This is a genomic window from Spiroplasma endosymbiont of Virgichneumon dumeticola (assembly GCF_964264745.1).
Taxonomy (GTDB): Bacteria; Bacillota_I; Bacilli_A; order Mycoplasmatales; family VBWQ01; genus Spiroplasma_E.
In genome coordinates this window covers 1,397,916-1,423,243 of record NZ_OZ183478.1, presented here as the reverse complement: position 1 = coordinate 1,423,243, position 25,328 = coordinate 1,397,916, and the positions used below count along the sequence as shown (strand labels likewise).

At 25.1% G+C, this 25,328-nt stretch carries 37 protein-coding genes; 19 read left to right on the top strand and 18 right to left on the bottom strand.

Annotated features, from left to right (window positions below):
- Positions 1-77: 77 nt before the first annotated feature.
- The 12 genes from ACFEL4_RS09185 to ACFEL4_RS09130 all read left to right on the top strand — a co-directional run bounded on the left by ACFEL4_RS09185 (position 78) and on the right by ACFEL4_RS09130 (position 10,567).
- Positions 78-353, top strand: coding sequence for a hypothetical protein (locus tag ACFEL4_RS09185; protein WP_375317496.1), 276 nt, complete (start codon positions 78-80; stop codon positions 351-353).
- Positions 347-1,477, top strand: a complete 1,131-nt coding sequence (locus ACFEL4_RS09180; RefSeq protein ID WP_375317495.1) for a phage terminase large subunit — start codon at positions 347-349, stop codon at positions 1,475-1,477. Before ACFEL4_RS09185 ends, ACFEL4_RS09180 begins: the two co-directional genes overlap by 7 nt.
- Before the next feature lie 22 nt (positions 1,478-1,499).
- Positions 1,500-1,700, top strand: a complete 201-nt coding sequence (locus ACFEL4_RS09175; RefSeq protein WP_342276181.1) for a hypothetical protein — start codon at positions 1,500-1,502, stop codon at positions 1,698-1,700.
- Positions 1,701-1,703: 3 nt separating this feature from the next.
- On the top strand, positions 1,704-2,999 hold the full coding sequence (locus tag ACFEL4_RS09170) for a hypothetical protein (RefSeq protein WP_375317494.1): 1,296 nt from the start codon (positions 1,704-1,706) through the stop codon (positions 2,997-2,999).
- Positions 2,968-4,065, top strand: a complete 1,098-nt coding sequence (locus ACFEL4_RS09165) for a hypothetical protein (protein WP_375317493.1) — start codon at positions 2,968-2,970, stop codon at positions 4,063-4,065. The genes ACFEL4_RS09170 and ACFEL4_RS09165 overlap by 32 nt, the downstream gene beginning before the upstream one ends.
- Positions 4,043-5,791 carry a hypothetical protein gene (locus ACFEL4_RS09160; RefSeq protein WP_375317492.1) on the top strand — a complete coding sequence of 583 codons (1,749 nt, stop codon included), beginning with the start codon at positions 4,043-4,045 and terminating at the stop codon, positions 5,789-5,791. The genes ACFEL4_RS09165 and ACFEL4_RS09160 overlap by 23 nt, the downstream gene beginning before the upstream one ends.
- Positions 5,792-5,809: 18 nt before the next feature.
- A complete protein-coding gene (locus ACFEL4_RS09155) occupies positions 5,810-6,232 on the top strand; it encodes a hypothetical protein (RefSeq protein ID WP_375317491.1) in 423 nt (140 codons plus the stop codon).
- 4 nt (positions 6,233-6,236) lie between these two features.
- Positions 6,237-7,427, top strand: coding sequence for a hypothetical protein (locus tag ACFEL4_RS09150; RefSeq protein ID WP_375317490.1), 1,191 nt, complete (start codon positions 6,237-6,239; stop codon positions 7,425-7,427).
- A 5-nt stretch (positions 7,428-7,432) separates the two neighbouring features.
- Complete coding sequence (locus ACFEL4_RS09145) at positions 7,433-7,618, top strand: hypothetical protein (protein ID WP_375317489.1); 186 nt, start codon at positions 7,433-7,435, stop codon at positions 7,616-7,618.
- Positions 7,619-7,681: 63 nt separating this feature from the next.
- Complete coding sequence (locus ACFEL4_RS09140; RefSeq protein ID WP_375317488.1) at positions 7,682-8,215, top strand: hypothetical protein; 534 nt, start codon at positions 7,682-7,684, stop codon at positions 8,213-8,215.
- A complete protein-coding gene (locus ACFEL4_RS09135) occupies positions 8,199-9,701 on the top strand; it encodes a hypothetical protein (RefSeq protein ID WP_375317487.1) in 1,503 nt (500 codons plus the stop codon). Before ACFEL4_RS09140 ends, ACFEL4_RS09135 begins: the two co-directional genes overlap by 17 nt.
- A 677-nt stretch (positions 9,702-10,378) precedes the next feature.
- Entirely contained in the window at positions 10,379-10,567 is a 189-nt protein-coding gene (locus ACFEL4_RS09130) for a hypothetical protein (RefSeq protein WP_375317486.1), read from the top strand.
- Positions 10,568-10,594: 27 nt separating this feature from the next.
- Here the strand turns inward: ACFEL4_RS09130 and ACFEL4_RS09125 are convergent, their stop codons facing one another.
- The 10 genes from ACFEL4_RS09125 to ACFEL4_RS09080 all read right to left on the bottom strand — a co-directional run bounded on the left by ACFEL4_RS09125 (position 10,595) and on the right by ACFEL4_RS09080 (position 15,268).
- The gene (locus ACFEL4_RS09125; RefSeq protein WP_375317485.1) at positions 10,595-11,416 is read right to left on the bottom strand and encodes a hypothetical protein; all 822 of its coding nucleotides are present in this window, start codon (positions 11,414-11,416) and stop codon (positions 10,595-10,597) included.
- Positions 11,417-11,418: 2 nt separating this feature from the next.
- Positions 11,419-11,676: a hypothetical protein gene (locus ACFEL4_RS09120; RefSeq protein WP_375317484.1), complete on the bottom strand. Its 258-nt coding sequence runs from the start codon at positions 11,674-11,676 to the stop codon at positions 11,419-11,421.
- A gap of 99 nt (positions 11,677-11,775) precedes the next feature.
- Positions 11,776-11,964: a hypothetical protein gene (locus ACFEL4_RS09115; protein WP_375317483.1), complete on the bottom strand. Its 189-nt coding sequence runs from the start codon at positions 11,962-11,964 to the stop codon at positions 11,776-11,778.
- A gap of 219 nt (positions 11,965-12,183) precedes the next feature.
- Positions 12,184-13,005 (bottom strand): IS1595 family transposase, encoded by an 822-nt coding sequence (locus ACFEL4_RS09110; protein ID WP_375317482.1) that lies wholly within the window; start codon positions 13,003-13,005, stop codon positions 12,184-12,186.
- Between the two features lie 209 nt (positions 13,006-13,214).
- Complete coding sequence (locus ACFEL4_RS09105) at positions 13,215-13,445, bottom strand: hypothetical protein (RefSeq protein WP_375317481.1); 231 nt, start codon at positions 13,443-13,445, stop codon at positions 13,215-13,217.
- A gap of 150 nt (positions 13,446-13,595) precedes the next feature.
- Positions 13,596-13,775 carry a hypothetical protein gene (locus ACFEL4_RS09100; protein WP_375317480.1) on the bottom strand — a complete coding sequence of 60 codons (180 nt, stop codon included), beginning with the start codon at positions 13,773-13,775 and terminating at the stop codon, positions 13,596-13,598.
- A 2-nt stretch (positions 13,776-13,777) separates the two neighbouring features.
- Positions 13,778-14,056, bottom strand: a complete 279-nt coding sequence (locus ACFEL4_RS09095; RefSeq protein WP_375317479.1) for a hypothetical protein — start codon at positions 14,054-14,056, stop codon at positions 13,778-13,780.
- A gap of 2 nt (positions 14,057-14,058) precedes the next feature.
- Positions 14,059-14,841, bottom strand: coding sequence for a recombinase RecT (locus ACFEL4_RS09090; protein WP_375317478.1), 783 nt, complete (start codon positions 14,839-14,841; stop codon positions 14,059-14,061).
- A 15-nt stretch (positions 14,842-14,856) separates the two neighbouring features.
- A complete protein-coding gene (locus ACFEL4_RS09085) occupies positions 14,857-15,051 on the bottom strand; it encodes a hypothetical protein (protein ID WP_375317477.1) in 195 nt (64 codons plus the stop codon).
- Positions 15,044-15,268, bottom strand: coding sequence for a hypothetical protein (locus tag ACFEL4_RS09080; protein ID WP_375317476.1), 225 nt, complete (start codon positions 15,266-15,268; stop codon positions 15,044-15,046). The genes ACFEL4_RS09085 and ACFEL4_RS09080 overlap by 8 nt, the downstream gene beginning before the upstream one ends.
- 280 nt (positions 15,269-15,548) lie before the next feature.
- Between ACFEL4_RS09080 and ACFEL4_RS09075 the strand changes: the two genes are divergently transcribed.
- A complete protein-coding gene (locus ACFEL4_RS09075) occupies positions 15,549-15,731 on the top strand; it encodes a hypothetical protein (RefSeq protein ID WP_375317475.1) in 183 nt (60 codons plus the stop codon).
- Between the two features lie 541 nt (positions 15,732-16,272).
- On the opposite strand, the gene ACFEL4_RS09070 is transcribed toward ACFEL4_RS09075, so the two are convergent.
- The 4 genes from ACFEL4_RS09070 to ACFEL4_RS09055 all read right to left on the bottom strand — a co-directional run bounded on the left by ACFEL4_RS09070 (position 16,273) and on the right by ACFEL4_RS09055 (position 18,985).
- On the bottom strand, positions 16,273-17,070 hold the full coding sequence (locus ACFEL4_RS09070; protein ID WP_375317474.1) for a hypothetical protein: 798 nt from the start codon (positions 17,068-17,070) through the stop codon (positions 16,273-16,275).
- A 24-nt stretch (positions 17,071-17,094) separates the two neighbouring features.
- A complete protein-coding gene (locus tag ACFEL4_RS09065) occupies positions 17,095-17,742 on the bottom strand; it encodes a nitroreductase family protein (RefSeq protein WP_375317473.1) in 648 nt (215 codons plus the stop codon).
- Between the two features lie 422 nt (positions 17,743-18,164).
- A complete protein-coding gene (locus tag ACFEL4_RS09060; protein ID WP_375316929.1) occupies positions 18,165-18,554 on the bottom strand; it encodes an IS1595 family transposase in 390 nt (129 codons plus the stop codon).
- Complete coding sequence (locus ACFEL4_RS09055; RefSeq protein ID WP_375317472.1) at positions 18,449-18,985, bottom strand: hypothetical protein; 537 nt, start codon at positions 18,983-18,985, stop codon at positions 18,449-18,451. The genes ACFEL4_RS09060 and ACFEL4_RS09055 overlap by 106 nt, the downstream gene beginning before the upstream one ends.
- Between ACFEL4_RS09055 and ACFEL4_RS09050 the strand changes: the two genes are divergently transcribed.
- Genes ACFEL4_RS09050 through ACFEL4_RS09035 form a run of 4 tightly spaced genes read left to right on the top strand, consistent with a single transcriptional unit; the run spans position 18,985 to position 21,724 of the window.
- A complete protein-coding gene (locus tag ACFEL4_RS09050) occupies positions 18,985-19,110 on the top strand; it encodes a hypothetical protein (protein WP_375317471.1) in 126 nt (41 codons plus the stop codon). The genes ACFEL4_RS09055 and ACFEL4_RS09050 overlap by 1 nt on opposite strands.
- A 54-nt stretch (positions 19,111-19,164) precedes the next feature.
- Positions 19,165-20,007 carry an energy-coupling factor transporter ATPase gene (locus ACFEL4_RS09045; protein ID WP_375317470.1) on the top strand — a complete coding sequence of 281 codons (843 nt, stop codon included), beginning with the start codon at positions 19,165-19,167 and terminating at the stop codon, positions 20,005-20,007.
- Positions 19,983-20,858 carry an energy-coupling factor transporter ATPase gene (locus ACFEL4_RS09040; RefSeq protein ID WP_375317469.1) on the top strand — a complete coding sequence of 292 codons (876 nt, stop codon included), beginning with the start codon at positions 19,983-19,985 and terminating at the stop codon, positions 20,856-20,858. Before ACFEL4_RS09045 ends, ACFEL4_RS09040 begins: the two co-directional genes overlap by 25 nt.
- Positions 20,859-20,872: 14 nt before the next feature.
- Complete coding sequence (locus ACFEL4_RS09035) at positions 20,873-21,724, top strand: energy-coupling factor transporter transmembrane component T family protein (protein WP_375317468.1); 852 nt, start codon at positions 20,873-20,875, stop codon at positions 21,722-21,724.
- Between the two features lie 226 nt (positions 21,725-21,950).
- Here ACFEL4_RS09035 and ACFEL4_RS09030 read toward each other — a convergent pair whose 3' ends face one another.
- Both ACFEL4_RS09030 and ACFEL4_RS09025 read right to left on the bottom strand, forming a co-directional pair.
- Positions 21,951-22,199, bottom strand: coding sequence for a transposase (locus ACFEL4_RS09030; RefSeq protein ID WP_375317467.1), 249 nt, complete (start codon positions 22,197-22,199; stop codon positions 21,951-21,953).
- On the bottom strand, positions 22,094-22,630 hold the full coding sequence (locus ACFEL4_RS09025) for a hypothetical protein (RefSeq protein WP_375317466.1): 537 nt from the start codon (positions 22,628-22,630) through the stop codon (positions 22,094-22,096). Before ACFEL4_RS09025 ends, ACFEL4_RS09030 begins: the two co-directional genes overlap by 106 nt.
- An 80-nt stretch (positions 22,631-22,710) precedes the next feature.
- Between ACFEL4_RS09025 and ACFEL4_RS09020 the strand changes: the two genes are divergently transcribed.
- Entirely contained in the window at positions 22,711-23,817 is a 1,107-nt protein-coding gene (locus ACFEL4_RS09020; protein WP_375317465.1) for a hypothetical protein, read from the top strand.
- A 155-nt stretch (positions 23,818-23,972) separates the two neighbouring features.
- Entirely contained in the window at positions 23,973-24,305 is a 333-nt protein-coding gene (locus ACFEL4_RS09015; protein ID WP_375317464.1) for a hypothetical protein, read from the top strand.
- Between the two features lie 184 nt (positions 24,306-24,489).
- Here ACFEL4_RS09015 and ACFEL4_RS09010 read toward each other — a convergent pair whose 3' ends face one another.
- Positions 24,490-24,879, bottom strand: a complete 390-nt coding sequence (locus ACFEL4_RS09010; protein ID WP_375317463.1) for a transposase — start codon at positions 24,877-24,879, stop codon at positions 24,490-24,492.
- A 58-nt stretch (positions 24,880-24,937) separates the two neighbouring features.
- The gene (locus ACFEL4_RS09005) at positions 24,938-25,309 is read right to left on the bottom strand and encodes a hypothetical protein (protein ID WP_375317462.1); all 372 of its coding nucleotides are present in this window, start codon (positions 25,307-25,309) and stop codon (positions 24,938-24,940) included.
- Positions 25,310-25,328 lie beyond the last annotated feature (19 nt).

The following is a 25,328-nucleotide window of genomic DNA, read 5'->3' as shown; positions in this document are numbered from 1 at the left end:
CTAAAGTTTTAAGAATAGCATTAGAAGAATATTTTAAGCAGTGTAATGAATTTAATGAAATTCCTACAAAAGAAGGTATGTTATTGTTTTTAGATATTACTGAAAATACTTTATATAATTGAAAACAAAAGAAAAGAAATACTTTTTTACAACAAATAAAATGAGCGCATTCTGTTATTAAACACTTAAATTTACAAAGATTTTTAACTTCAAGTCCTAATGCTTCATCATGATATTTAGAGCGAGCTTATGTTAAAGAATTTCATTTATCTACAAAAATTGATATAAAGAGTAGTGATAATACAGCCCCTATAGCAATTAGTTTAGAAAATAAAGGTAAAAATAAATGTTAAGTAATTTTGGTTATTTATTAGATATTGCTAAAAGAATGTATTTAAAAAAATCTTTAAATATTACTAAAATTAAACAATTAGGTTCACGTAAATCAGGTAAAACATTTAGTGATATTGAATTCTTAGGTATTTTATTAATGTTAGATAATATTAAAGTACATGCTTATTTAATTCGTAATATGTCAAAACAATTAAATGATAGTTGACAAGAATTAAAACAAATTATTAAAGCAACATATTCAACAATTGATTTTATTATTAGTGAAACTAAAAAAACTATTGAATTTAATGGTAGTAAAATAACTTGTAAATATTTACATGCACAAGATAATAGTAATGTTAAATTAACTGGTTTAGCAAGTAATTATTTATATGATTATGTAATTATATGAAGTGATGAAAGATATGAAATTACTGAAAATGATTATCAAGATTTAAAAGATGCTATTCGTGGTGCAAATCAATTATTAGAAATTGAAAGTTGTAATCCTTGAAGTATTCTTAATGAATTTATTAAAAAAACTATAAATTCATGCCCTCAAAATGAAAAACAAATAATGAATGAATATGAACAATTTACTATTATTGATAATACTATTTATCATTATCAAAATTGAAAACTTAATAGTCACTTAAAAGATAGTGATAAACAACAATTATTAGAAATAGAAAAATTAGACCCTATTAGTGCAAGAGTTAGAAGTCATGGTTTAGTAGGTTATGAATCTGGTGGTATATATTCACATCTTATTCATAAAGTTAGTAGATTATTACAACCTAGTTATAGATTTAGTGCAGGTTTAGATTATGGTTTTAAAGATGATGCTATGGCATGTGTATTATTAGGATTTGATTATGATTTTAAATTTGTAAATGTTATTGATTGTTTAAAAATAGAAAATAAATTAGTGCGATATGATAATAAACAATTAGCAAGATTAGTAGTTGAATTTTATATTAAATTAGCAAAAGATTATAACTTATTATATGAATATGGTTTAACTGTTTATTGTGATTTTAGTAATTATACTTTTATTGAAATGTTAAATGATACAGCAATTAAATATAAGGTTCATACATGGCTTTATTTTAAAGATTGTGTGAAATTAAGACATTGAGTTTAGAATTGGCAAAAACATTGCTTTAATGGCAACAGAACGCTTAAATATAAGTATTCAAGCACAATTATTATTAGATGAATTTAGACTTGCTGTTTGAGACCCTAAAAGTATTAAACAAATACCATTAGCAGGGAATGATCATTTACGTGATGCATTTGATTATGCTATTGAACCATATATTAGAAATTTAAGTGCAAATATAAATCCTTATTTTGAAAGGAAGTAACATATGAGTAATACAGAAATATTATTATCTAAATGATGTATGCTTAATTTAACAGAAATGATTGCTAATCATGCTTCTAAATTACTTTGGGGTAATGGTTATACTTTAACAAGTGAACATCCAGAATATAAACAAGCAATTGAAAAATTAAAACAATGAAATAATTTAGATTCATTATTTTATCAAGATTGTCATATTAAATCTGCTTATGGTTATAGTATTACTCAAATTGATAAAACTAAAACTGGAAGAATATCTTTAAATTTTGCTCAACCATATGCTCAATCAAGAGTAGCAAGAGTATTAGAAACTGAATATAGTGCAAGTACATGGTCAAGATTACAATATGATGACCAAAGTATATATGTAAAAACAACATATACTCAAAATCAAATCATAAGATATTTTACTAGTGATACAGTTACTTTAGATGGTTTACAAGAAAAAATAAGTAAAGATTTACAATTACCATTAATAGAAAATCATAATTTAGGTATTATACCAGTTAAATTTATGCAAAATTTACCTAAAAAGAATTTCTTTGGTGGAGTAGTTGGTGATTATTATCCAGATACAACACCTATTAAAGATTTACAAAAATTATTAAATAAAACCTTTGAAAGTATTGACCATGAACTTGAATTTAATATTACTCGTGTATTTTTAGATATTACTGAACAAGAAATAAATCAATCTAAAACTGCTTTTGATTTAAAGAAATTAATAGGCAAATTTATTTTACAAGCAAATTTAAGAAGTATGGGAAGTACTAGTGGTACACCACCAATTGCAATAATTCAAGGTAATCCAATATTAGATAAATATGGTGAATTTATACAATTTATTATTGATAAAGCATTTGAAGGTAGTGGATATAGTCCAGTAAATGATACTACAAGTCAAAAAACAGAAGCAGAAGTATTAATTACTAATTCAAGAGATATGGAAACTACAAGAATTAAACGTACTTTAAATCAAAGTGATTGAAATGAAATATTTCAAAGATTTTTTTTATTAATGGGATTAGATGGTGATAAATCTAAATGAACATTTGAAATTAAAGAAAATACTATTGTTAATAGATTAAATCAATTAGAAATCTCAGAGCGTAAAATTGCTATTGGAATTAGTAATTTAAAAAGAGAAATTATAGCAATTGAAGGTGTTAGTGAAGAAGAAGCAGAACAGATTATTGAAGAAAATTTAAAATATGAAAAAAAAGAATTTGAATTTAGAAAAACTTTTTTAGGAGAAACTAAAAATGAGAATGATACCACAAACCAATCATCAATTAATTAAAACTGTTTGAAAAAGTACAGGTGAAATTGAAAAAGATTTTACACAAAATAAAGATTTACAATTTCGTATATGTCCATTTACTATTATTTTAGGTGCTATAAATTCAACAGAAACAGGTTATAAACCCCCAACTAGTATTCCTAATGACTATACATCATTTAGTAAAATCTTTACTGGTAGAGAAGCAATACAAGCAGTTTGAGACCATTCTTATAAACCAATAGATATAAGTGGTGATATTAAATATAAGCAATTACAAGTTGGTGATGTATTTTATGGGAATATATTATCAGACCAATTAGGTATTACTTATTCAGCAACTCCCGCAAATAATGCTTTTATTCAAGAACAAGCAATTAAAAATGTAGTTATTAATATTCCAAATGAAGAAAAAAACTTTGATTTTATTAATAATATTGTGTCAAATTTATATAAATTATATATGATACCAGAAGTTAATAAAGTTAAAAATACTGATAATACTTATAAAGTTGATAGACAATGATATATTCTTGAAGTTGCTAGTAAAACTTATAATAATGAAAATAAAGAACTTGCTTTTATTCAATGTACTTTTAGTTCATTAAATGATAAATTAGCAACAAGTGGTTTAGCAATTAATCAATATGTACAATTAGGCGCACCAGGTGACCCTGTAGCATTACCAACTTTAGATGAAAATAATAATATTATTTTAGATAGTAATTATTTAACACCATTACCAGTTACTCATTGTCAAATCTCTTTTTATGGTTCAGTAAAACCAATTAGTATTGCTTTATGGGGTAGAGATATTGACCATAATCCTGATAATATTAAACAACATAAATTTCAACAATTTCCAACTAAACTATTATTTCCATGACAATATCAATGTTCAACATATGACCCTATAAGTTTTCAAGCATTACCTGAAACAAATTATGTATTAACTGTTCAAGGTAAATCAGTTATGGATAGTTATCAAGATTGACAAAAAGTAATTGCTCTAAATTATGATGATGGAGCGCTTAAACATTATGAAGGACATTTAAAAACTGATGTTGAAAAAAACAAAAGCAACTAATAAAGTTGATGTTTCTAAAAGATTAGTAAATTATTGAGATAATAACTTTTTCAATAGTGCAGAAATTGAAGATTATAATTATGCAACAGCAGGTAATCCTTATTTTCAATATTATAATAAAAATACTAAAAAATTTATTGGTAATACTCATTATAATATGAATAATAATAAATTTAAACAATTAAATACTATTAATGCATTGCATTATTTTATATATAATCCTATTAGTGAAATACCTTTAACAGAACGAGAAACAATTAAAATTAATCTTAATACTATACCAATATTTGGGTCATTTATGAATTTCTTTGTTGGTGGTTTAGATATTGGTGCTAAATTATCAAGTAATTTATTAATACCACAATTTCCTTATATTAATGGTTTAATATCTGCTGAATTATATAATTTTTATACAACTTTACTTTATAGTTCACAAAGTACTAATCCTGCATTAATTCCATTAGATGTATTTAGAAATGATACACCAGATACTATTCAATCAGTATTAGGTACAGCAAGTCATATGACATCATTTACATTTAATTTAACCGATAAAATGACAATGGCAAGGTTTGATATTAATAGTCAATCATTAAGCGCTAATATTGAACAAGAAACAGTTAATTTAGGGCAAATAGAACCTATAAATAAAAATTCAATTAATTTACTTCCAATAGCAGATGTTGACAAACCTTTATTACAAGCACCAGATTTTACAAATAAAAATATAGTAAAATGAGCAATTGATATGATTGATATTAAAATAGTTGGTAAAAGTAATTTTAAAATAACATTTTATTCAATGCCTGATAATAGAAATGGTGCTGTTAATGATAATTTTGCAATTTGAAGTGGTACTTATCAAACAGTAGGTAAAGCAAGTAATAATAGTAGATTAATTCAAAATACATTTTTATTAGCAAATAATACTTTTAAATTTGATACACTTTTTAATTTTCCACAAGCAATTCAACCACCACCATTAATTGAAAGAGCGCACCCAATATTCATTGATTTAAGTAATCAAAGTAGTTACGGAATTAATAATAATATTAATGCAACTGGTGCTACTGAAATTAAGCAATATCAAATGAGACCTAATGTAAATGAAGATATAAAAGGTTATAGAAAGTATATATTTTTTAATTATTATCCTGAAGGTTATGATAGTTGAGAAAAGTTATTAGAAGATTATGAAAGTATGACATTTAATTTTAATTTAACTGTAACTAATACTTGAAGAGATACTTCTACTGACCCTACTTATACTAATTCTAAAAATTGATTTCAACCAATAACTATTAACTTAAGTGATATTAAAAATCTTGAAAATATAGAAAATCTAGATTTTAAAGTTAATGATGTTACTTATAATAATAATTCAGGAGACCACCAAGATAACGGTAGAAATTGGATATTTAATATTAATAATTTTGGTAATCATAGTCAACAAGCAAGTTTAACACCAAATACAAATATTAATACTACTTATGTTAATAATTTACTTTGAACTAATGATAATCCAAGTAGTGGTGAAACAATTCCTTCATCTAGTTGATTTAAAATAGTTGCACAAAGAAATGATAGTAATAGGTCTGTTTTATTAACATGACAATTTATAGTAACATTTGATATTCCAGATGATAGATTACCAACTGCTATAAGAAAAGCTAATTGAAATTTACAAACTAAGTCATTGGTAATTAATCCAAAAAGTTCAACATAGAAAGGTGGTGATGAATTTATGTTAAATGAAAATGAAAAGAAAGAAGGTATAGATATGGAAGAAGAAATTCAGGAACTTAAAGAAGAAAAACCTGAAGTAATTGAAGAAACTAAAGAACCAACTTTAGAAGATAAATATAAAGAATTAGAAATAAAGTATAAAGAATTATTTAAAGAAAAAACTGATAAAGATAGAGAAATACGACATACAGAAAGTTATAAAAAATATGATTTATCGCAAGAAAATATTAATTTATTAAAAAAATATCTTGGTGATAAAGAAGATATTGATGAAGAATTATCAAATTTAAATAAAGATTTTCCACATTTATTTAATAAAACTAAAGATACAAATATTAGTAATTCTTTAAATGTTAAAGATAAATTTAAAGAAGATACATCAAATGAAATTGAAACAAATAAATTAGGAATGGTAGGTTAAAAATATGGCAATTATTACAACACAATCAACAACAATTAATGACCCTAGTACTGTTAGTGGCAAAGCAGATTTAAGTGTTAAATATATTAAAAATTTAAAAGTATTATTATCAAAAAGAGTATCATTAATTAATGCTACAACTGAAAATCGAGAACAATTAGATGCTGGTACTGCTATTTATAATGTTACAAAACGTAATATTACAGATGATTATTCATCAGGTGCAGGTGCAAATGATGTAACAGCAATTAGAACTGTACAAATTCTTTTAGATAAAAGTAAACAAATTGAATTTGAATATGAAACATTAGACATGAAAAGATATGGTGCAAAATTTGAAGAAGGTGCTATTACTATTGCTGATAGTTATGTTAGTGGCTGAATTGATGGAAAAGCAAAATCAGTAGAGATATATTTAGTTGCTAAATTATTAGCATTAGGAGTTAAAACAGCAAAAGAGAATGGCATTATTAATATTGCTTTACCAAGTAATCCAAAAATAGATGATTATAGAATGTTATTATGATTAAAAATATCAAATACATTAGCAACATTAAAAGCACGTATTAATGATGAATATATTGGTACAGATGAAGAAGATTATACTTTATGAGTATCTAGTTTTTTTAAACCATTAGTATTATTAGCAACTACTACATTAGGTAGTGATAGTGCAAGTCAATCATTAAAAGATGGTAAAATTGTAGAAATTGGTGGTATTAAAATTGTAGAATGTCCATGATTAGGTAGAAATTATCCAACAGGAGTAATTGATAAAAAAGAAGGATTTAATTTTTTAGGCTGTGATGCTGTATTAGTACATAAAGAAGCATTAGCATTTCCATTTAATCGTGGTCAAGATAATACTTTTATTTTACAAACTAATGGTAATGTTAGAAATTATCATAAATTTTTAGTAAGTGAAGGTAAAGCATTAAGACCAGATTTAGTTAAAGGATTTACAGTTACTTCAAGTATTGATATTGCAACAGCAATTGAATTTACTAATTTAGGAAAAATTGATATGGCAGGAGCAACACCAACAGCAGATGAATTAGAAAAAGCAGTTATTACTAAAAATCCAAATTATGTTAAAGGTAATACTAATTATTCTAATTTAACAGTAACAAGTGCTAATGTAGAAGGTAAAACTTTATATGATGGTTCTTTACAAGCAACATTTACAAAGAAGTAATTTAAATGCCTATTATCTTACTTTTAAGAATAATATTAGAAACTGCTGTTAGTGATATACAAACTGCTGAATTAATAGAAAAATTTAAAAAAAATAATTCATTATTTAATGCTTTTTTAAAAAATCCAGCCGGAATATTAAAAAATCAATTAATGTCAAAAGTATTAGGACATGGGAAATCACAAAAATAATTAACTGAATTTCAACAAGGTTTACAAAAATTAACAAATTTACCAGTAATTCATAAAAAAATAATGACACATATTACTAATAATAATATTGCTAAATTACAACATATTCAAAAACAATATTTAAATGGTAAGTCATTAATGGATAAAGGTAAAGAAATAATAATGAATTCTTTAACACAAGAAGATTATGACAGTATGATTGGAGTTTCAGTACCACTTTCTAGTTCTGCCCTTGCTAGTGGTATGTGAACACCAATTATTCAACAACAATCAGGTACTTATGGTATTGCTTCTTTAACATATAGAACTAATTTAAGTAAATCATATGATTATTTTATGGTATCAAGAGAAACTTGAATTGATATGTGTAAAGCAACTGGTGCTTATGGTACGGGTGCAAATAAGATATTTCAAAATCAATATTATCATGGTGGATTATCAAAAAGTGATAAAGAACAAAGAACAAGAACTAATGTTAAAAATATGAATAAAAAAGTTACTCAACAATCTAAATATAAATCAGTTATTGGTGTAGTTAATAAATCACAAGCAGTAAGTGGTTATGAAAGGTTTAAAAATTATGGAAAACAAAAATAATTGAAATGTAAATTTAAATTATATTACAAAAGATGATTTAAAAACTATATATGGTTTTATTCCAGATGCAGACCAAACTACAACTGATACTAATAAAACTGATTTAACAGTAATGGCAATTGCTATTAGTAGTGAAAGAATTAATACAATTACTGGTAATCAAATTGAATTAACAGAATTTAAAAATCTTAATGAAACTCAAAAACAATTAGTTAAAAGAGCAACAGCAAGATTAACTATTCATTATTTAACTGATGGAATGGGGTTTTTAAGAAGTTCTGTATCTATTAGTGGTAATGGTTTATCAAGTAGTATTAGTCCACCAAGTGAACCAGATTACGTTTTAATGGAAGTATATAATTTATTACAACAAGCAAATTTACATACACCAAGAAAAGCAATATCTAGTAATATATCATGTAATACTAATAATTTTAATACACCAAGTATTTATGATGAAAGTGATATTAGAACAGTTACATGAGATAGTGCTAATAAAACATTTTTACAAAAAATAAGTTTAATTGATGGTACTGGTATAACAATTCAAGATGTTAGTGATACTATACCTAAATTAAAAATTAATAGTACTGGTGGTGGAAATTTACCTGAATTTAAAAGTCCAAAAGAAACTATTGATATTACTTATGATAAAGAAACTCATATAGTTAATAGTGATATTAGTAATAAAATTGAAGAAAGAATGTTTACTAATAAAGATAATCGTGATATTTCACAAATATTAAATGATATTACTAATCAAAATGTTTTATGAAAACATATTGATTATAGATATGTTAGTGAAGTAGACAAACCACATTGAGCATTTAATTTTGAACAATATACTACTGCTACTTTATTACCTAAAAAATATGCAGATGATAAATTACAAAATAAGTTAATTGCTGGTACTAATATAACTATTGATAAAGAAACTAATACTATTAGTGCTACTGGTGGTAAAACTGATTTAACTGATTATTATAAAAAAGAAGAAACAAATAAATTATTAGATAAAAAACAAGATAAAATAGAGAATTTACAAGATAAAATTTTTAATAATAAAGATGATAAAGATAGTACTACAAGATTAGTTAATGATGTTATAAATGTTGGAAATAGAACATTAATTTATAAAAATAAAAGTGGTCCTTCAGTAACAGATGATAATGATATTCCAAATAAAAAATATGTTGATGAAAAAATAAAATCTTTAAATGTTATTAAATGAAAAAATATTGGTACAAAAGAAAGTAACATTAAAATTAATTATGATTTTAAAGTAAATACTTTATATAGAGTTGGTTATTGTTGAAAAAATGTAGAAAAAAGTCCAATTATATATATGCAATTTTTATGACAAGGTGAAGGTGCTGTATTAGCTAGTTTTTTTAAAGGAATTAGTGGTAAAAGAATTACTGAAGCTTATGTTGATTTAGTAGTTATTTCAAATGCTATTGCCATGGATAGATTTAATGATGATTAAGGTAAAATATATTCATTAGAAGAAGAATTAAAAGAAAATACTTATAAAATCACTAGTAATACATTAGATATTACTTCACCAAGTATAATTAATATAGATAAACCAATTAAAATTAATTCAAAAAGTTTAGAAACTAATGAAATAGAAGACAATTGTTGAGATATTGAATTAAAAGATAATCCAACACCAAATCCTAACCCAAGTGTTCCACAATGAAAAGAAGTAGGAACAAGGATAACAAAAAACCAAATTAATTATAAATTTTTTTCCGGGAAAAAATATAGAGTTACTTATATATGGGATGGAGATACGCAACCTATTGCTTATTCTATAAGTAAAGAATTTAATAAATTATTATCAAATAAATATGATTGTGTATATATATTAGATAGTTGTGTAAGAAATTGAAATCTAAATTCAGGTTTAAAAATTGAATTATTAAGATTAGAAGTTATGGATAATATAATTAGAATAGTTACTGCAACTAGTGTATATAAAGGTAATATTTTAAAATTAGAAGAATTACAGGAATAATATTATGTTTAAATGACTAAAATTATTATTGAATATTATAAGTGCAATATTAGGTAGTGGTTTTACTATAATAATGTTATTTATAATGATAAAAATATTTTTAATAATCTATCATTATCATATTTAGAAAGGTGGTGATAAAAATGGGAACACATGAAATTTTACAAATTATTGGTGATTGTTTAATGGCTATTGGTGTAACATTAGGTGGACATCATACTCTTAAATCACATTTAAAAGATAAACAAAATAAAATTAAAATGTCTAAAAAAGATAAAAAAGAATTAAAATTAAGACAAAAATTAGAAAAATTAAATACTGTTAATAATTAAAAAAATGCCTATTAAAGGCATTTTTATTTATAAACTCATGTGATTATAATCTCAATTTAATGAATGATTATCAGCATTGTTTAATGGTACTTCACTCATATTATCACTACCATATTGACTACTTGTTTCGCTATTTATTGTAAATCTATTATCAATATCATTATTAATTAATCTTGCTGTTTCATTAGTAAATGATGTTTCTTGCATTTCTCTATCATGATTGGTTTCTATTGGTAATAAATTATGAATAATTTCACTTGCACCAGCAATAATAGTAGGAATAGCACTTGCATTATCAAAACCATTATTAATACCAATAGCAACACCAGTTGATATTAAACATCCACCATTTGCCATATTTGCTACTTTACGAATAGTTTCAAAACGATTAGGTATTAATTCTGTAATTCCTGCCATAAGATTTGAAATACCATAAGCATTTAATGAAATATAAGTATCTCAATCCATTAAATTATTATCAGTAGTATTAGTAGTACTTAATAATAAATCTGGTGGAAATGGGTCTACTGTTGTTGTAGTTATTGGATTTTCAGTTGGATTTGGATTAATAGAAGAGTTAGTAAATTTACTATAATTTGCTAACCCAATTGTTCCTAAACCTAATAATATTTTTTTAGAACTATTAATTAATTTAGTTTTAGTATTTGGTCTTTGATTTAAATTTCATATATCTAAACCTAATTTTTTACCAAATAATAAACTATTAATTGAACCTAATACTGGATTTGCAATTACTTGACCATAATAAGCACTTGTACCAATCATTGCACAAATAGGACTTATACCAGTTCTTATTAATTTAGTTAAAGTATAATTATTTGTTTCCATATTTATTCTCCTTTTATAAATTTAAATTTCATATTTCCAATAGTATCTCTATTATTGCCGCAAATAATTAAATATCCAGTTTGATTATTTTCTAATATTCATGAATAATAAATATCTTGTGGATAAAATTTTGGATATAAATGTAATGCTAATAAATAACATAAATCATCTTCTTTATTTTTTAATAATTCTACTGTAGGACATTTAATAATTTTTGGACTTTCTTCACTATAAAATCATTCAAGTTTAATATTTCTCATTATTTACTCCTTATTTTCTCTTCTTTTATTTCTTTCAATTTTTAATTTATGTTTATGTAATTTTTTATAACCCATTTTCTTTCATTTAATTTTCATTATTTACTCCTTATTTTTAATTTTATTATCATAATATTCTTTTATTTCTTTTACTTTATTATTAAAATCTAATTGATGTTTTTTACACATTTTAAAAAATTGAATAGATACTTCTTCTAAATCTGTAGATTGTAATTTAATTAATATTTCATTATTACAATCTTTAACAATACATTTTAATTTAGTATTCATTTTATTTTTTCCTTACTAAATCAAATAATAAAACAATAAAACATCCTAAATTTGTTAATGTAATTATTGTAGAATAGATAATTAATAATATTTCTTGTCAAACCATTATTTACTCCTTATTATAATTTAAAATTAGGCTTTTCTCCCTTTATGTACTATTTTTAAATTTTATCACATAAATGCTGAGAAAAGCCTATCTACGGACTTCTCCCCACATTTTTAAATTAAACATAGCATTACAGTTTCAAAACTAGGTATGTTATTGAATTTATATGCAGCTTCTTTTGCATATAAATGAATATGATGTTTTGCAACTTTGATATGTGTTTTAAATGTTCTTCGTATATGTTTTCATACTGACTCAATTTGGTTGGTATTTACACCAGTTTTTGAAACATAGCCATCTTGATGGTTAACTGTTTCATGCTTAGTGAAAACCGATTTCAAATCGCGATATCCTTTTCAAGAATCAGTATGTACATCACACTTTGAAGAAATGTGGTTTATTGCAAACTGCAAAAGATTTTTACTGTTTGCGTTTTTCAATACTTTCACAATCAGATTGTTGGTTGTTTTTTCATAAATACCAACAATCAAGGTTTTGTTCAACAATGATCTTCCTTGTTTTTTAAAACCCATATGTGAAAGATACATTTCATCCATTTGCACTATGCCCTCAACAATGAATTGAGGTTCTTGTTTAGCAATGGCACTTCGGATTTTATGACCCATTCTTCAAGCTGTTTTCAAGGTCACTCCCAATTCTTTTGCAACATCAGTTGATGGAATTCCATGTTTGGTGTTTATTCATCTAAAGATGAGATAAAACCAAGATATTAAAGGTGTTTGTGACTTTGAAAATATAGTGCCCGTGAGAATACTGAATGTTTGATGACATTTCAAACATCTCATTTTTCTTAAATTAGAAGTATTCAAATTAAAACTAGAACACCTAATACATTTGCTTTGTTTCAAACTTACTATATATGCAAGACATTGTTTTTCAGTTTGAAAAGTATTATTGAACTCATTCAATTTCATTGTTTCCTCCACAAGTACATGTGGGGAGAAGTCCGTAAAATTATTATATTTAAATCATTTTTGACATTTTAAACATTTATCATAATGTTTAAAATGATTTTTTAATATTTTATAGCCCATACCTTGACTTGAATAAGTAATTCTTAAATCAAAACATTTATAATATTTTTTAAAAACTTTAAAAGGTGATTTCTCTTCAAACATTTCCATTATTTCACTTCCTTATTTAAATAATATCAACCAATTAATAAACTTTCTGCTTGGTCATGGTCTTTAATTTCTATATTTCAATTATTTTGTTTAATTAATCAATTTGCTATTCCTAATGATAATTCTTTATCTCAAGCATGTGGACCAATTCTTATTCAATCAAACTTAATAATATCTTCATTAATACTTTTACTTCATCAACTTTTTCATTCACTTGGACTTATTAACATATCTTTTGTTAATAATTTATTAAATTGTCCAGCAATAAAACCACGTAAATGTTCTTGAGTTTCATAACCAATACCATTTTTACTATGAAAAGTACCACGTTCAATAATTAAATCTAAATTATCAAAAAAACAATAATCAGTAATTTTATCTTAAATTTCATTTAAAAATTTACCATTATCATATTTTTTAAAATCATAACTTTCTATTAATATTGGTGTATGGTGATGACATATTTCTTTACCACATCCACCATGACATCATTTAACATCTCATAATGTAAATCCAGTATTTTTCATACTTGGGTCTACTGATAATAAGTAGTTATTCATAATTATTGTCCCTCTCTACAAACAAAATAAGATTTTGCTGTTTCTAATCCTAAATAATAACCTTTTAACATTTTTATATTTTTATATTTTTTTAATAAATTTTCAACTTTTGTCATTTCTTTATTAATTCAATCTAATACATCATTATCAGTAATACTTTTACACTCATCACATTCACTTCTTAATTTATTACTAACATAATAAGGAAAATCTAATTTATATTTCTCTTCTAATAATTGACATTCTTTATATGTAAAAATATAGTCATTTTCTTTATTCATAATTAAATTTCAAAATTTTCTATTAATTGTTCTTCTTCATTTAATTTATTTAATACTTCTTCATAATTTGTATTAGTATTTGGATTATCAATATATATTTTTTCAGTTTCAGTAATAACTGCTTGGTCATTTTCATAAGCAGTTTGTAATTCAACTGACATAATGCCCCATTTTCTTAATAATTGAGTTAGTACAGTTTTAAGTGCCATTGCTTCAAAACTACTAACAATAAATTTTTTATTTTTTTTATAAGTTTCACTATAAGTATTAAAATGATTTTCTATTTCTTCTTTACTCATATATAAATATTTTTCATAACCATTTTTAAATTTAAAATAAGCAACATAACCAATTACTGGTGCTTTTAAACGTTCTAATTCATTTTGTATTCAAGTAAATTTAATACCTTTTAATCTATCTATTTTTTTAATTTCACCAAGTCTTACATCACTAACATTAATTTCTTTATATTGTTGACTTCTTAATGCTAATTGAATATAACCTTTATAACCCATTTGAAATTGCGCTTTACCTTTAAAAGGTACAACTCAACAATAACCAAAGTTTTTTTCTAATGGTAAATTTAATAATGTTGCTTGATAACAACTTTCTAATATAGTTCCTAAATTAGCATTTACTAAACCTAAATTATTTTTAATTGCTAATACATTACTTTTAAATCTTTGTATTTCTTTTTCATTAATAATACTCCCTTGATTTTTATTAGTAAATCATTGTTCAATAGTTAATTGATTTTTATTAATATTACTTAAATTATTAGTCATTTTCTATTTCTCCTTCTACTTTCATTTCTTAACTCTTTTAAATCTATTATCTAAATGTACTTCAATATTTTTATTTAGATTAATAACTAAATGACTATTAATAATAATTCAATTATTTAGATTACTATCTAATTTATTAGGTAATTTATCAAATGCAATTGAATTACAAGAATAAATAGTTTTTTCTTTAATTGATTTTTCATTAATCATTTTTATCATTCTTTTCTAATCTAAATTTAAAAATAAAATCTATATCATTTTCTTCAAATTCTTTTTTTACAATTTTATTTCAATTTTTATATTGAATTTCATTTTTAAAACTTAATAATATACTTAATAAGTTATTTTTTACTTCTTCTTCATAATTTCATTGTTCATCTGTGATTACTGATGTAGCACAAATAATTTTTTTTACTTTTCTATTCATATTTATTTATCCTTGTTTTTAATAAACTTAATTCATATTTAATTTGTTTTCTAATTTCAAATTCAATTACTTCATCCTGCGCATATTCTAATAATTCATTTAAATATTTAATTTTTTCTTTAATTTGTTCTATTTCTTCTTTATTTAAATTAGGCTTTTCTCCACATTTATGTTATAAAATCTAAAAATAGTACATAAAGGGAGAAAAGCCAAAACTAATTAGTGTATGACTTTCAATTACTAATAATTACATACAGCAAATTAGTCTCTTTGTATGATCTTGGCATCATTACAAATTTTAGAACAACAAAAAGCAACCAAAAACAAAAAAGGCATAGAAAATATTGTACTAAATCAATTCAGAAAAACTAAAGTTATAGAGAAAATTAAAAATTATTCTTTAATTTTCGTAGGAATTTCAAATGTAGTTTTTATATTTCTTGTTCGTTTTATTTACTTGTAACTTTTTAATATTCATATGACAGAACCTAATATTAAAATAATATGTGGAATAATACTAATATAAAGTCATGGATTTCCATAGTCTACATTTTTACCAATAAATAATCCTAAAATAATAACAGTAGAAATTATAATAAAAAGTATGCTTCAAATTTTAACTCAAATTCTAGGAACAACCTTAGTGGAAAAAGTTGCTAATATATACATAATACCAATTAAAATCAATCAAAATCCACTTTCTTGAAAACCGTCCAAAATAGCTAATAAAATTGATAGAATATAATAAACCAAAAAAGGAAAATAATACTGCTCCAATTAATATTAATATTTTTTCCAAAGTTAAACTAATTTGAATTTTGCCCATATATGAAAACCTCGTGAATCTTTATTTTATTAACACTTATATTGTATATTATTTAAAAAATAAATCTTTCATATACTTTTTAGAGTAAAAAAATGAATGTTAATTATAAGATTATAAAAAACTTCATTTTTAAAATAACAACATTCTTAATTGGAAATAAAATTTAAAATTATTTTTTTTACTTTCTGGCAACTAATTCATATAATAATGATAAAATGGCACTACCAATTAAGACATCATTTTGATTATGATTAGCAACTTGATTGCTAAAAGTAGGTAATAAACAAAGATTATCAAAAAAATATTGATCAATAATACGTCCAATATCATTATTAGTCATGATTGATTGTGGTTTTAAAATTTTTCAGTATTCATCATTATTTTTTATTAACATTCATGTTTTTTTAGTAGCACCAATATCTTGATGTAAACCTTTTTTATATAAAGGTAAGTTCAATATATGATCTTTGTTTCAAATATCATATAAGTCAAATATTTTATGATAATGGAAAAAATAAGTGATTTTATTTTTGTTTTTAGCTTCATCAATATGATAAGCTAAATAATTTTTTAATAATAAAATTTCAGTTCTTGCCCCTAATACTACTAATGATTTAATGTGATATTTTAATAATTTGCTAATTAAAAATTTATAAAATTGGGCTTGAAAAACTATTAATTCATTATTATTTTTTAAAATGCTAGCATTTGGAATTAGCGTTTTTACAAATAATTTTAGTTTTTTTCGTTGCAGAATGTCAGGAGCTAAGTCTTCTTTTTTGGTAATTATTAATATAGCAATTGAAAAAATTTTCTCAAAATCATTTTGATAAGTATTATTGGTCTTTTTTTGTAACAAATTACGAAAAGTTTCAAAATCAAAAATAGCAATTGGAAATTCAATTTTATCTAAAAATTTCTTAATAGTACTAAGATTTATTTCAATATCCAAATCATTTATTTTAAATTTTTGCATTACAATGTCCTTATTCGCTAAATCTTATTTAATAATAGCGCTAATTTCATCAGGTTCACGTTTTATAATTTTAGTTTTTGAAGAGTGTCCATATCCAGCACATACTAAAACAGCAACATGGTATTTATGAGGTTCAATTAATTTATTAGTTTCTAGAAATTGTAATAATAGTTTTTCATTAAAACCTCCAAGAACAACATTATCAATTTCATGCGCTGTTAATAACAATAATAAATTTTGTAACAAAATAAAATTTTGACATTGTGCTCAATGACTAATTTGTACTTTTTGTTCGACATCAAAGAAATTGTTAAAAGTTAATTTATATGTTTCATATTGAACTTTGGTTAAATTACGGTTTTTCATAACAGTCTTCATGAATCAATCATTACTGGTATTAAAGGTTTCGCCACTATAACTAAGTAATATAAATAAATGAGAACAACTGCTTACTTGTTCTTGATTGTTAATAATTGGTTGTAGTTCTTTTTTAATTTTAGGATTGCTAATAACTAAAATTTTTCATGGTTCTAAACCATAAGCGGAAGGAGTGTGACGAACATAGTTTAAAATATCATTAATTTTACTATCGGTAATTATTTTTGTATTATCATAATTTCGAATTGATTTACGATTTAAGATTATACTTTCTAGTTCCTTAACATAAGGCATGGGTATCAACTCTTTTCTTCAAGTTAATTTTACTACTTAAATGATAAAATTTTAAAAAAATCTTTACTCTTTATTTTTAAGAGTAAAGATTTAATATTTTAGAGTTAGGGTGAATAAAGTTAATAGTTATAATTTAATTTTCTTTAAATAAAAGACAACATTAAACTATTTAATTGTTGCTATAATTATATCATATTTTGTTAAATAAACAAAGTATTTTAATGTTTTATTTTATTATTTTATAACAAAAATTCCTAACTATTTAGGTTTAAGATTTATTAAGTTTTTAAAATATTAAAGTAAAAGATTAATTTATTAATTCTTGCTGAATTAATTAAGGCTTTTCTCCCTTTATGTACTATTTTTAAATTTTATCACATAAATGTGGAGAAAAGCCTATCTACGGACTTCTCCCCACATTTTTAAATTAAACATAGCATTACAGTTTCAAAACTAGGTATGTTATTGAATTTATATGCAGCTTCTTTTGCATATAAATGAATATGATGTTTTGCAACTTTGATATGTGTTTTAAATGTTCTTCGTATATGTTTTCATACTGACTCAATTTGGTTGGTATTTACACCAGTTTTTGAAACATAGCCATCTTGATGGTTAACTGTTTCATGCTTAGTGAAAACCGATTTCAAATCGCGATATCCTTTTCAAGAATCAGTATGTACATCACACTTTGAAGAAATGTGGTTTATTGCAAACTGCAAAAGATTTTTACTGTTTGCGTTTTTCAATACTTTCACAATCAGATTGTTGGTTGTTTTTTCATAAATACCAACAATCAAGGTTTTGTTCAACAAGGATCTTCCTTGTTTTTTAAACCCATATGTGAAAGATACATTTCATCCATTTGCACTATGCCCTCAACAATGAATTGAGGTTCTTGTTTAGCAATGGCACTTCGGATTTTATGACCCATTCTTCAAGCTGTTTTCAAGGTCACTACCAATTCTTTTGCAACATCAGTTGATGGAATTCCATGTTTGGTGTTTATTCATCTAAAGATGAGATAAAACCAAGATATTAAAGGTGTTTGTGACTTTGAAAATATAGTGCCCGTGAGAATACTGAATGTTTGATGACATTTCAAACATCTCAGTTTTCTTAAATTAGAAGTATTCAAATTAAAACTAGAACACCTAATACATTTGCTTTGTTTCAAACTTGCTATATATGCAAGACATTGTTTTTCAGTTTGAAAAGTATTATTGAACTCATTCAATTTCATTGTTTCCTCCACAAGTACATGTGGGGAGAAGTCCGATTATAAATAATATTTGTTGTTATTGTAAGATAATAACGTTTTTATTCTTTTTTATAATTTTTATAAATTATAAATTGATATATATATAAAATTACTGTTATAATTTTACTATTATAATCTTTAAAAATGGAGTTAGAATTTGTATGAGTAAATCTAAAATATCACTAAGTTTAAAAAACGTTGAATTTCGTTATAAACAAGAATATCCAAATGCTGTTGATAATGTCTGTTTTGACATTACTCATGGTGAATACATCACTATTATTGGCCATAATGGTTCTGGTAAGTCAACACTATCAAAACTTATTATTGGTGTTTTACATAAACAAAAAGGAGAAATTAAACTCTTTGGTGAAATTGTGACTAATAAAAATATTAAACAATTAAGAAAACATTTAGGAATTGTTTTTCAAAATCCTGATAACCAGTTTATTGGTTCCACTGTTCGTGATGATATTGCTTTTGGTTTGGAAAATCATTTAGTTCCACCAAGCAATATGCCTGCCATCATTGACCGTGTTTCTAAAGCTGTAGGTATGGAAAAATACTTAGATCATGAACCACTATGACTATCAGGTGGACAAAAGCAACGAGTTGCTATTGCTTCTGTCTTAGCCTTAGAACCTGATATCATTATTTTTGATGAAGCCACAAGCATGTTAGACCCAAAAGGTAAACGAGAAGTAAAAGAGATTATGTTGGAATTACAAAAACAACGTAATAAAACTATTATTTCTATTACCCATGATATGGATGAAATTATCAATGCTGATAAAGTTATCGTTATGAATAAAGGAAAGCTAGTGCGTTATGGAACACCAGCAGAAATACTAAAAGAATGGGAATTTCTTCAAAGTATTCATCTTGATATTCCATTTGTGTTGAAAGTCTCATTAGGTCTTAAAAGTAAAGGAATAAACATTGCCGAGACGTTGAATGAAGAGGAGTTGATTTCTAAACTATGTCAATTAAATTCAAAGAAGTAGGTTACACTTACTCACCTAAAACCCCTTATCAATATGAAGCATTAAAAGATATTACTGTTGATATTGATGAACATAAAATAGTTGCTGTTATTGGTGAAACTGGAAGTGGTAAATCAACTTTAGTCCAACATATTAATGGTTTATTAATTCCAATGACAGGAACTGTTTCTATCAATGATTTTATTATTAAAGCCAATCAAAAGAAAATACGTGATATTAAAAAAATTCGTAAACAAATTGGCTTAGTATTTCAGTTTCCTGAATATCAATTGTTTGAAGAAACAATTGAACGTGATATTATGTTTGGACCTGTTAATTTTGGTGAAAAAAAAGATGTTGCTCGAGACTTGGCTAAAAAATATATTAAAGTGGTAGGATTAGATAAAAGTTATTTACCTCGTAGTCCTTTTGATTTATCAGGTGGTCAAAAACGAAGGGTAGCTATTGCGGGAATTTTAGCATTACAAGGTCATACGCTAATTCTTGATGAACCAACTGCTGGTTTAGACCCTGATGGTGAAAAAGAATTAATTAAGTTATTTTATGATTTAAATCATAAAGAAAATAAAACAATTATTCTTGTTACTCACAGTATGAATCATGTATTAATGGTAGCTGATGAAGTGATTGTTTTACATAATACTAAAATTTATAAAAAAGCTGATCCTATTACCATTTTCCGTGATCAACAATTAATTGCTGAAACTGGCATTGAACCACCAAAAGTTTATAGTTTTTTATATAAACTAGAAGCTGCTGGATTTGATACTTCAAAAATTAATGCTCGTAGTACTTCAGAATTAATTGAACAATTAGAACAAATATTAACAAAAAAAGACAAGAAAAAGTAAGGAGAAAAAGATTTATGAAAATTAGTTTTGGACGATATTTACCATTAAACTCAATTGTTCATAGTGTTGATCCAAGAATCAAATTGGTAGTTTTAATTTGCTTAATTGTTTCCATTTTTTTCCATACCGGTTTTGAAGGGTATGCCATTATTGGTGTTGCTGTTTTGACTATTTTCTTTTGTGCTAAATTACCATTTCTTATGTTATTTCGTTTAATGCGTCCTATTTTGTTTATGACAATAATATTATTTATGATTAACTGTTTTTTAGCAGGAAGTAGTCCTGAAGTTGGAATGATTTGACATTGAGGTGCGATTAAACTTTCTTATAAAGCGATTTTTGTCAGTCTTTACACGGGAGTTAGAATTTACTTAATGATTTTAATTACGACAATATTAACAACAACAACGCAACCATTAGATTTAACATTGGCTTTAGAAGACATTATGATGCCATTAAAAGTTATTAAATTTCCAGTTCATATTATTTCTATGATTATTTCTATTGCCTTACGTTCAATTCCAACATTATTGGATGAAGCAGGAAGAATTTTAAAAGCGCAAGCTTCGCGAGGTGTGGATTTAAAAAATGGGCATTTTAAAGAAAAAGTTAAATCATTAGTTTCATTAATTATTCCATTATTAGTATCTTCATTCCAAAAATCCGAAGACCTAGCTTATGCTATGGACTCACGTGGTTATGACCCTCAAGGTAAACGTACCCGTTTTCGCCAATACCATATTGATTTTAAAGATATTTGTTTCTTTATTTTAGGGGTTGGAATACTAGCATTTATCATTAGTTATAGTGTCCATCCAAATATTTTCTGACGAATTCCGTTTATTGATGATTATTATGCTATTTAATAAGGCTTTTCTCCCTTTATGTACTATTTAAATTTTATCACATAAATGCTGAGAAAAGCCTATCTACGGACTTCTCCCCACATTTTTAAATTAAACATAGCATTACAGTTTCAAAACTAGGTATGTTATTGAATTTATATGCAGCTTCTTTTGCATATAAATGAATATGATGTTTTGCAACTTTGATATGTGTTTTGAATGTTCTTTGTATATGTTTTCATACTGACTAAATTTGGTTGGTATTTACACCAGTTTTTGAAACATAGCCATCTTGATGGTTAACTGTTTCATGCTTAGTGAAAACCGATTTCAAATCGCGATATCCTTTTCAAGAATCAGTATGTACATCACACTTTGAAGAAATGTGGTTTATTGCAAACTGCAAAAGATTTTTACTGTTTGCGTTTTTCAATACTTTCACAATCAGATTGTTGGTTGTTTTTTCATAAATACCAACAATCAAGGTTTTATTCAACAAGGATCTTCCTTGTTTTTTAAACCCATATGTGAAAGATACATTTCATCCATTTGCACTATGCCCTCAACAATGAATTGAGGTTCTTGTTTAGCAATGGCACTTCGGATTTTATGACCCATTCTTCAAGCTGTTTTCAAGGTCACTCCCAATTCTTTTGCAACATCAGTTGATGGAATTCCATGTTTGGTGTTTATTCATCTAAAGATGAGATAAAACCAAGATATTAAAGGTGTTTGTGACTTTGAAAATATAGTGCCCGTGAGAATACTGAATGTTTGATGACATTTCAAACATCTCATTTTTCTTAAATTAGAAGTATTCAAATTAAAACTAGAACACCTAATAAATTTGCTTTGTTTCAAACTTGCTATATATGCAAGACATTGTTTTTCAGTTTGAAAAGTATTATTGAACTCATTCAATTTCATTGTTTCCTCCACAAGTACATGTGGGGAGAAGTCCGTTATGGATTTAGTTGGGATGTTTTTAAAGAGTTTGTTGGTGAACAATGAGCAGAATTTTCACTACCAATTGTTTTTATCGTTTTGTACCAACAGCACGTTTAACAAGAAAAACATGAAATTATTTAGCGTTTGATTTATTTGTGTGCTGTAATTTTAATGATAGTTCTGTTCAAGAAGTAAGACGTTATGAAAATACTCATAATGAAACAACTATTGATTCTTTAATGGATGTTTGTCAATATTTAGAAGATAAGTATGATATTCACTTAGGACCTAATAATCCCCATGGTATTAAATGAAAAATTACTAAGGATGGTTGTTGTATTATCTTTCCTAATAATCAACAAATAGATTTTATTGGTTATGCTAATGGTAATAAGATTTTTGGAAAATCAGTTGGTGGTTCTAGTTATTTATGTTCTAGAACTGATGAAATTATTATGGCCGAAGAAAAAGAAACTTTAAGTGAAAAACAATTAACACAACGTTATGAGCGTTTAAAATTATCAATGTTTCGTAGTAATCGTATTAAAGTATCTAATGAACCAATTCAAGACTGAAGTTGAACATTTACTGATAGAAATATATTTAGTCCAACTTATGGTAAAAAAATTACTCGTTATTTTTATAAAAATCACTTTATTGCTTTTACTTGTAATCCCTATGATAAATACCACCCCTTTTATTTGCTCTACTGTACTCCCTATTTGCCATTAAATGAGCAAGTTATAGATACCCTTAAAAAAATTGGTAAGGTCTACTATGAAGATACGGAAGCGTTTTCATGTCTAGGATTATTTATTTTAAGATTTACTTTATTGCCATTTTGAAAAAAATTAGAACCAGTAACACAAAAATTGATTTGCGAATTAAAAAAGAAAAATCCTGATGAATTTAATACTGTTTATTATAGATTTGAATATTTAGATAGTGATGCAACTGTTTTTACATTTCTAAAAGCAATAAAATATTGACAACCATATAATTTACAAGAATTCTATAATAAAGAAAAAGATACTTATAAATTTGATTTTTATAGTGTGGGTGTGGATTGAGCAACAGGTAGTAAAGACCATAGCGTACTTATGGTAACTGGATTAAAGAATATAATAATAGTGGTTATTATGACCCTTATATTATTTGTGAATTAGTAATTACTCCCAATGATTTTATCAATGAAAATGAAAAGATTAATGCTTATGTTGATGAAGTTTGTGGATTACTTGATAATTTTGAAAATTTTGACCAAGCAATTTATTATTATGACGATAAAGCAAAAACCGCTATCGATTGAATAAGTCAAAAATTGGCCGATGAACATAATATCTTAATTATGAGTCAAGTTGCTATTAAACATGCTTCAAGTCTTAATCAAGAAGCAGGATTAACTGACCGTTGTGTATGAATGCGTAATGTTATGAGTTATGGTAATTTTTATGCTAATCAAAATGATTTATGCAAAACAACGCAATGTTTAGAAGAATTACGCTATGACAAAATCAAAACTAACATTCCTGATAAAACTATGTACCAAGACCCTTATGATGCGTTATTTTATGCACTATATCCATATAAAAACATAATTAGGGGTAAAAATAACGCTTCTACTAAAATAAGTGTTTTTTCTTATGTAATATAACCAACTAAAACAATACTAGTAATAGTATAGGTATCATAAAATTAACACCTTGTATTTGGCGTTATTTTAACGTTTAAAGCATATTTGCAAAATTTAATAAGGCTTTTCTCCCTTTATGTACTATTTTTAAATTTTATCATATAAATGTGGAGAAAAGCCTATCTACGGACTTCTCCCCACATTTTTAAATTAAACATAGCATTACAGTTTCAAAACTAGGTATGTTATTGAATTTATATGCAGCTTCTTTTGTATATAAATGAATATGATGTTTTGCAACTTTGATATGTGTTTTAAATGTTCTTCGTATATGTTTTCATACTGACTCAATTTGGTTGGTATTTACACCAGTTTTTGAAACATAGCCATCTTGATGGTTAACTGTTTCATGCTTAGTGAAAACCGATTTCAAATCGCGATATCCTTTTCAAGAATCAGTATGTACATCACACTTTGAAGAAATGTGGTTTATTGCAAACTGCCAAAGATTTTTACTGTTTGCGTTTTTCAATACTTTCACAATCAGATTGTTGGTATTTATGAAAAAACAACCAACAATCAAGGTTTTGTTCAACAAGGATCTTCCTTGTTTTTTAAACCCATATGTGAAAGATATATTTCACCCATTTGCACTATGCCCTCAACAATGAATTGAGGTTCTCGTTTAGCAATGGCACTTCGGATTTATGACCCATTCTTCAAGCTGTTTTCAAGGTCACTCCCAATTCTTTTGCAACATCAGTTGATGGAATTCCATGTTTGGTGTTTATTCATCTAAAGATGAGATAAAACCAAGATATTAAAGGTGTTTGTGACTTTGAAAATATAGTGCCCGTGAGAATACTGAATGTTTGATGACATTTCAAACATCTCATTTTTCTTAAATTAGAAGTATTCAAATTAAAACTAGAACACCTAATACATTTGCTTTGTTTCAAACTTGCTATATATGCAAGACATTGTTTTTCAGTTTGAAAAGTATTATTGAACTCATTCAATTTCATTGTTTCCTCCACAAGTACA